The following is a 2,887-nucleotide window of genomic DNA, read 5'->3' as shown; positions in this document are numbered from 1 at the left end:
CCAGAAGAATCTGAGGCCGGGGATGTCAACATATCTGGCGTTGACTTTTGGCACGCTGTTGAGTTCTCAAGGAACGGACGCTTCCTTCGGACCGCATTCCAGCGGACCCTCCGGGCTTCGTTCTTTCGTGTTTCCAGCCTAGCAGATGATTTCCGCTCCGTTTACCGGGGCTTTTCACATCTGAAATCTGGCGTTAACCGCCAAGTTGCGGCGACTCGACCAACCATAGCGGGTCGGCTGTCGGAGCGCGAATCGAGGCGCACCGAGAGTCGCCCGGACGGCGGCATGATTTGTTGCTCTCGCGAGCATATACAGCAATGGCCCCGATTCGCCAAGATGCCTGTAGAGTGCGGCGCATCGGAGCCGAGAGGACTAGACCACTCGCGGGTCGACGAGTCGCCGGCCGGGCAGGCAGGGGCGGGGTCATCGCCCGGGAATGTCAGCAGATGTCCAAAGTTGACATGATTTAGGCTTCAGTTGATCGTCATGCCGCTCCTCGCGGCCGCTCGCTGTACTGCGCACTTGGGAGGCACAACCATGACCACTGTGACGTCGCCGCTGACCGGCAAGATCGTGGGGCTCGCGGGCGTGCCCGACCCGGTGTTCTCGGGTGCGATGGTCGGCCCGGGCACCGCGATCGACCCCGTTCGCGAGCAGACCACGGCGGTCGCTCCGGTGGACGGTGTCGTCGTCTCCATGCACCCGCACGCGTTCGTCGTCGTGGACGCCGATGGCCACGGTGTGCTGACCCACCTCGGGATCGACACCGTCCAGCTCAACGGCGAGGGCTTCGAGCTGCTCGTCAACAAGGGCGACACGGTGACCCGCGGTCAGGCCGTCATCAAGTGGGACCCGGCAGCCGTCGAGGCCGCGGGCAAGTCGCCGATCTCGCCGATCGTGGCGCTGGAGGCCACCGTCGACTCGCTCGGCGAGCTGCGGGAGGACGGCGACGCCAAGGCGGGCGAGCAGCTGTTCAGCTGGAGCTGACCTCTTCCTTCCGACACCCGCCCCGGACGAGATGACGGGGCGGCCCCCACACACAGCGGTTCCCGGCGGGGCCGCTCATCTCAGCGGAGACAGGTGACATGGAGAAGACGCTGCGCGGCGTGGGCGTGAGCCACGGGGTCGCGATCGGCCAGGTGCGGCACATGGGGACGGCGGTGCTGGAGCCCCCGGCCACCCAGATCCCGACCGAGGACGCCCCGCGTGAGCAGGCTCGCGCCCAGGCCGCCGTCGAGGCGGTCGCCGCCGACCTCATCGCGCGCGGCAACCTCGCGGGCGGCGAGGCCCAGGCGGTGCTGGAGGCCCAGGCGCTGATGGCGCAGGACCCGGAGCTGATGGCCGACGTGTCCCGCCGGATCGCCGTCGGCAGCAGTGCCGAGCGCGGCGTCTACGACGCGTTCGCGGCCTACCGGGCGCTGCTCGCCTCCGCCGGGGAGTACCTGGCCGGACGGGTCGCCGACCTGGACGACGTGCGCAACCGGATCGTGGCCCGGCTGCTCGGCGTGCCGATGCCGGGCGTGCCGGACAGCGACGAGCCGTACGTGCTGTTCGCGCGGGACCTGGCGCCGGCCGACACCGCGCTGCTCGACCCGACGCTGGTGCTCGGCTTCGTGACCGAGGAGGGCGGGCCGACCAGCCACAGCGCCATCCTGGCCCGGGCGATGGGCGTGCCGGCCGTCGTGGCGCTGCCGGGTGCGACCGATGTCGCCGAGGGCACCGTGGTCGCGGTCGACGGCAGCTCCGGCGACGTGCTGCTGGAGCCGTCGCAGGAGAAGCAGGACGAGCTGCGGGCCGTCGCCGCCGAGCGCAAGGCCGCGCTGGCCGCCTCCTCCGGCCCGGGGCAGACCTCGGACGGGCACCGGGTGCCGCTGCTGGCCAACGTGGGCGGCCCGGCCGACGTGCCGGCCGCGTTGGAGAACGGCGCCGAGGGCGTCGGCCTGTTCCGCACCGAGTTCCTGTTCCTGGACGACTCGGCGAAGGCTCCCAGCGCGGAGAAGCAGGTCGAGGCGTACCGCAAGGTGCTGGAGGCCTTCCCGGAGGGCCGGGTCGTGGTGCGCGTGCTGGACGCCGGCGCGGACAAGCCGCTGGACTTCCTGACGCCGGCCGACGAGCCGAACCCCGCTCTGGGCGTGCGTGGTCTGCGCACCCTGCTGGAGCACCCCGAGGTGCTGCGGACCCAGCTGGAGTCGCTGGCCAAGGCTGCCGAGGGCCTGCCGGTGCACCTCGAGGTGATGGCCCCGATGGTGGCCGACCGCAAGGACGCCAAGGACTTCGCGGCCGCCTGCCGTGAGGCCGGGCTGGACGCCAAGTTCGGCGCGATGGTGGAGATCCCGTCGGCCGCGCTGCGGGCCAGGGCGATCCTCCAGGAGGTCGAGTTCCTGTCGCTGGGGACCAACGACCTCGCGCAGTACACCTTCGCGGCCGACCGTCAGGTCGGTGCGCTGGCCCGGCTCCAGGACCCGTGGCAGCCGGCCCTGCTGGACCTGGTCGCCGCGGCGGCCGACGCCGCGCGGGCGGCCGGAAAGAGCTGCGGCGTCTGCGGCGAGGCGGCCTCCGACCCGCTGCTGGCCGTGGTGCTGACCGGTCTGGGCGTCACCAGCCTCTCGATGGGCGCGGCCTCGATCCCCTACGTGCGGACCGCGCTCGCCAAGTACACGCTGGCGCAGTGCCGCCGGGCGGCCGAGGCGGCCCGGGCCGCCGACAGCGCCGAGGAGGCGCGGGCCGCGGCGCAGCAGGTGCTCTCCGGCGAGTAGCGAGTAGCGAGTCATCGGCGACGACGAGAGGGGGGGGCCCCCCCCCCCCGGGGGGGGGGGGCCCCCCCCGGGCGGCGGGGCACCGGGGCGCGGGGGGGGGGGGGGGGGGGAGTGGGCTGAAACACACGGGG

At 72.2% G+C, this 2,887-nt stretch carries 2 protein-coding genes; both read left to right on the top strand.

Features of this window, described 5'->3' with window-relative positions:
* Positions 1-537 precede the first annotated feature (537 nt).
* A complete protein-coding gene (locus tag ACFWP2_RS37850; RefSeq protein WP_380460337.1) occupies positions 538-987 on the top strand; it encodes a PTS glucose transporter subunit IIA in 450 nt (149 codons plus the stop codon).
* 98 nt (positions 988-1,085) lie between these two features.
* Positions 1,086-2,756: a phosphoenolpyruvate--protein phosphotransferase gene (gene ptsP, locus ACFWP2_RS37845; protein ID WP_380460335.1), complete on the top strand. Its 1,671-nt coding sequence runs from the start codon at positions 1,086-1,088 to the stop codon at positions 2,754-2,756.
* The last annotated feature ends 131 nt before the right edge of the window (positions 2,757-2,887 follow it).

Source organism: Kitasatospora sp. NPDC058444 (assembly GCF_042721415.1).
Classification (GTDB): Bacteria; Actinomycetota; Actinomycetes; order Streptomycetales; family Streptomycetaceae; genus Kitasatospora.
This window is presented reverse-complemented; position numbering and strand designations above follow the sequence as displayed.

Bases quoted from the DNA above. Each gene is read 5' to 3' on its own strand.
- ptsP (WP_380460335.1), top strand. From the start codon at position 1,086: ATGGAGAAGACGCTGCGCGGCGTGGGCGTGAGCCACGGGGTCGCGATC.
- ACFWP2_RS37850 (WP_380460337.1), top strand. From the start codon at position 538: ATGACCACTGTGACGTCGCCGCTGACCGGCAAGATCGTGGGGCTCGCG.